The sequence below is a fragment of the Dickeya zeae NCPPB 2538 genome, from assembly GCF_000406165.1.
GTDB lineage: Bacteria > Pseudomonadota > Gammaproteobacteria > Enterobacterales > Enterobacteriaceae > Dickeya > Dickeya zeae.
The window spans coordinates 1-4396 of sequence record NZ_AOOF01000043.1; the positions used below are offsets into that span (position 1 = coordinate 1).

Below are 4396 nucleotides of genomic sequence, written 5' to 3' on the forward strand. Positions count from 1 at the left end.
GACCAGCAAAGGCTACGACGCACATGGTGTTGCTTTTGATGTCACCGATGAACAGGCGATTGAGGCCGCCTTTAGCCAACTGGATGCGCAGGGGATGGATGTGGACATCCTGATCAATAACGCAGGCATCCAGTACCGCAAACCGATGGTAGAACTGGAGCTGGAAAACTGGCAGAAGGTGATCGACACCAACCTGACCAGTGCGTTTCTGGTCTCCCGCGCGGCGGCAAAACGGATGATCGCCCGCAACAGCGGCGGGAAAATCATTAATATTGGTTCGCTCACCAGCCAGGCCGCACGCCCGACCGTTGCCCCGTACACGGCGGCAAAAGGCGGCATCAAAATGCTCACCTGCTCAATGGCGGCAGAATGGGCGCAGTTTAATATCCAGACCAACGCCATTGGGCCGGGCTACATTCTGACGGATATGAACACCGCGCTTATCGAAGACAAACAGTTCGACACCTGGGTGAAAAGCAGCAACCCCTCGCAGCGCTGGGGTCGTCCGGATGAGCTCATCGGTACCGCCGTCTTCTTATCCTCCAAAGCATCGGATTATATCAACGGGCAAATTATTTATGTCGATGGCGGCTGGCTCGCCGTGCTGTAAAACGTCTGTACTCTACCGACTCGCCTTTAAAATTAACGGCATGTATGCACCATGAGGCATGCCGATATAACATAGGTATTATTATGAAGGCTTCAAGATCACGACTCTTTATTCTCACATTGTTGTTTATCGTGACGGCAATTAATTATATGGATCGCGCCAATCTTGCGGTTGCCGGCACGAATATCCAGCATGATTTCAGTTTGACGCCAACACAACTGGGTTTGCTCTTCTCCATGTTTACCTGGGCCTACGCCGCCAGTCAAATACCTGTCGGTTATGTTCTTGATCGTATTGGTTCACGTATTCTTTATGGCGGTGCGATTATTCTGTGGAGTATTTTTACTTTTATGATGGGGTTCGCTTCACATCATTTATTCGCGACAACGACCGCTTCATTTTTTATGTTACTGGCCTGCCGTGCATTAATTGGTGTCGCCGAAGCACCGTCCTTTCCATCTAATACTAAAATCATCGCTACATGGTTTCCGGATCATGAGCGTGCACGTGCAACCGCTATTTACTCCAGCGCACAATATATTGGTCTGGCATTACTGACTCCTGCCTTGTCCTTTGTTGTGGCCAATTATGGCTGGGAGATGTCGTTCTATTTTTCCGGGGGGGCGGGCATCCTGTTCGGTATTTACTGGTTAATGTATTATCGCGATCCACAACACAGTACCTCAGTGAATCAGGCAGAGCTGGACTACATTAAGGCGGGCGGTGGCTATGGCTCAGATAACCAGTCTACGGTTAGCGAGAAAATAAGCTGGAATGACATTAAATTCTTCCTCAGTAAAAAGACCATCTGGGGGCTGTTTATCACCCAATTTGCCTGCTCATCTACGCTCTATTTCTTCCTAACCTGGTTTATTGTTTACCTGGAGAAAGGACTGCATCTCTCTATTTCAAAAGCCGGGATTGGTGCCATGTTTCCCTATATTATGGCGATGTTTGGCGTACTTTGTGGCGGTACTTTAAGTGATATGTTGCTGAAAAAAGGAAAATCCAGGACACTGGCACGAAAATTACCAGTTATGTCAGGGCTATGTGCCACCATGATTATTGGTCTGGTAAATTTCTTTGAGGATAAGCCGACTATTGCGATTGTAATTCTGTCAGTCGCGTTCTTTGCTAATGCCTTTTCAAATCTGGGTTGGGTAGTCTGGAGTGACGTTATTCCCCGTAATTTTCTCGGAACCATGGGGGGCTTTTTAAATATTTGCGGCAATTTGTCGGGGATCGTTAGCCCAATTGTTATTGGGGTTATCCTCCAGCGTACACAAAACTTCCAATATGCTATGTGGTATATCGCAGGCGTCGCCGGACTGGGCTTATTAGCCTACCTCTTCCTGGTCGGAAAAATTGAAGTGATCCTGCCCGAAAAAAAGAATGCCAATATCAATCGATGAGAATCCCATTAATCCGATAATTGCTAACAAATAACGAGGTCATAATGAAAGTGGAAAAAAATAACCTGTAACGCTTGCCTGGCGCATGCGGAAAAAGATGTGCGCTTTGAATCACGTGAAATGGAACACGGTGAGAATGACGTTGTTGTGAAGGTCGCCTGTGGCGGTATCTGCGGCTCTGATATTCACTACTATCAGCATGGGCGCGCAGGGATGTCGGTTCTCAAACATCCCATGGTAATAGGCCATGAGTTTGTCGGCGTCATTAGTAAAGTGCCAACAGACAGCGAGCTGAAAGTGGGTCAAACCGTCGCGGTGAACCCATCCTGCCCTTGCAATCAGTGCGATATGTGTCTTTCGGGCCACCAGAACCTATGCGGCTCTATGCGTTTTATGGGTAGTGCACAGTTCAATCCTCATGTGAATGGCGGTTTTTCTGAATATGTGGTGGTGAAACCGGAGCAATGCATTCCCTACGATAGCCGCATTCCTGCGAGTGTGATGGCCTTTTCTGAACCTTTGGCGGTCGCCATTCATGCCGTGAAAATGGCGGGTCAGTTGGTTGGCAGACGCGTGTTGGTTATCGGTGCCGGTCCGATTGGTTGTCTGATCCTGGCGGCGGCGCGCAGTGCTGGGGCATCGGAACTGGTTGCCTCCGATCTAAGCCCTCGATGTCTGGAACTGGCCCGGCAAATGGGGGCAACAGCGGTGATGGATCCTCGCGACGAAGAACAGGTTGCCTATTATCAGCAGCGTAAAGGTTATTTTGATGTCGTATTTGAGGCTTCTGGTGCGCCGGTTGCCGTGGCCTCTACCGTGGATTACACTCGTCCTGCCGGAACAATTGTACAAGTGGGGATGGGGACAAGCCCGGTAAATTGGCCGGTATCACCAATGCTGGTCAAAGAGATTAACTGGGTAGGTTCATTCCGCTTTGTCGGCGAATTTACGACGGCGGTACGCTGGCTGGAGGATGGGCGTGTCGATCCTCGTCCTCTCATCAGCGCCGAATTCCCGCCCCAGCAAATTGAAGACGCGCTGATTACCGCCACAGATAAAAATATCTCTGCTAAGGTACTCATTCGTTTCGATTAACTGTGAGAAGCGCCTGGCCGGGCGCTTTGTTCTTAAAAGTGAATTGTTATACAATAAATCCTTCAAGCGACATCTTATCGGGCAGCCATCTTGAGCATAAAGTCCATTCGAAAACAGAATGTTGTAAATGAAATTTATGATCAGATAAGCGGCAAACTGTTGGATGGCAGTTGGCCTCCGGGTGGTCGTCTGCCTTCAGAGGCAGAGCTGACTACCTTATTTAATGTCAGCCGGGTCAGCGTACGCAGCGCGGTTCAACGTTTTCGCGATCTGGGAATTGTGGTGACGCGACAGGGGAGTGGTAGCTACGTTAGCGAAAACTTTACTCCGCAGATGTTGAGTAACGATTCTCGCCCGATCATGCACCTAAGCCGCGAAGAGTTTCACGATATGATGATTTTCCGTCAGACCGTGGAGTTCAAATGTGTAGAGCTTGCGGTCACACACGCCACCGATGATGACATTCACCAGCTAGAAGAAGCCTTGAACAATATGCTGATCAACAAGGGCGACTACAAAAAATATTCGGAAGCGGACTATGAGTTTCATCTGGCGATTGTCAGGGCATCGCACAACAGCGTGTTCTATAACGTCATGAACTCAATTAAAGACATTTATTACTACTACCTTGAAGAGCTTAACCGTGCGCTGGGTATTACCCTTGAAAGCGTGGAAGCTCATATCAAGGTTTATATGTCGATTAAAAATCGCGATGCCAGTACAGCGGTAGAAGTGCTCAACGAGGCGATGTCAGGAAATATTATTGCCATCGAAAAAATTAAGTCGACAGATACATCCATGAAAAAATAACCACCTATTTTTCCCGGGTGTTGGCAGTGTTTCTACCCTCCAATCGTGAATACACAACTCATTGAGTGACCCCTCAAGTAAGAGGTGACTCACATGACAAAAACCGTATCAGCCAGTAAGAAACCTCGTAAGCAGCACACGCCTGAATTTCGCCAGGAAGTCTTGAAACTCGCCTAATGTAGTAGTCGTATAGGGGGCGCGACAGCTGTCCTGGTGCTCAGTCTTTATGAACCCCAGCTTTACGCTTGCTCGGACTAAAACGGTGTCAGCAACCGAAAATCATTCAAGCATGCTATTTACGACGTTCCCCTTGGGCTATAGCCTGACAATCGATAACGAACAGCTTAATGAATGTCTGCGAAAAGGCGGAAAAACTAGTGAAGCAGAGCATCCCCTATCTGAGGAAACGATGTCGAGAGAGTCGATGAGATTGGCGGAGATAAGACGATGCGAGTGATTGAGACAGGTC

4 protein-coding genes and 1 pseudogene are annotated in these 4396 nt (G+C 48.5%); all 5 read left to right on the forward strand.

Features of this window, described 5'->3' with window-relative positions; genetic code table 11:
- The coding region (locus DZE2538_RS00020) for an SDR family oxidoreductase (protein ID WP_038915250.1) at nt 1-610 on the forward strand (610 nt) is incomplete at its 5' end.
- Nucleotides 611-693: 83 nt separating this feature from the next.
- Nucleotides 694-2022, forward strand: coding sequence for an MFS transporter (locus DZE2538_RS00025; RefSeq protein ID WP_038915251.1), 1329 nt, complete (start codon nt 694-696; stop codon nt 2020-2022).
- Nucleotides 2023-2121: 99 nt separating this feature from the next.
- Entirely contained in the window at nt 2122-3117 is a 996-nt protein-coding gene (gene idnD, locus DZE2538_RS00030; RefSeq protein ID WP_236616954.1) for an L-idonate 5-dehydrogenase, read from the forward strand.
- Between the two features lie 90 nt (nt 3118-3207).
- Nucleotides 3208-3927 carry a FadR/GntR family transcriptional regulator gene (locus DZE2538_RS00035; RefSeq protein WP_038915253.1) on the forward strand — a complete coding sequence of 240 codons (720 nt, stop codon included), beginning with the start codon at nt 3208-3210 and terminating at the stop codon, nt 3925-3927.
- 93 nt (nt 3928-4020) lie between these two features.
- Nucleotides 4021-4170: pseudogene (locus tag DZE2538_RS20055) on the forward strand (IS3 family transposase); the annotation flags it as partial.
- Between the last annotated feature and the right edge of the window lie 226 nt (nt 4171-4396).